The sequence below is a fragment of the Psychrobacillus sp. Z3-81 genome (assembly GCF_056620325.1).
Genome location: NZ_JBWQPU010000064.1, coordinates 1 through 267, shown reverse-complemented (window position 1 = coordinate 267; position 267 = coordinate 1). Strand labels below are relative to the sequence as shown.

Below are 267 nucleotides of genomic sequence, written 5' to 3'. Positions count from 1 at the left end.
AATCCAATGCTTGCGGTCTCAGGAAATGAATAGATGCATTTTGCCACCTGCAAAGGGTCCAAAGGCAATGACTTTTCTCCGGCAATATGTTCAGCAGCAATTATCCCTTCATGTGAGGCTACATGTGCAAGCTGCAATCCGCCGGTACAGTCGCCAATTGCATAAATATGGGATTCTTTCGTTTGCTGCATCTCGTTCGTTTTTATGTATCCTTGTTCAATGACGATCTCCGTATTCTCTAAGCCGATGCCTTCAATATTTGCTTGT

At 43.8% G+C, this 267-nt stretch carries 1 protein-coding gene; it reads right to left on the bottom strand.

Annotated features, from left to right (window positions below; all coding sequences use genetic code 11):
- The coding region (locus AC1ECF_RS17640) for an FAD-dependent oxidoreductase (protein WP_480390742.1) at nt 1-267 on the bottom strand (267 nt) is incomplete at both ends.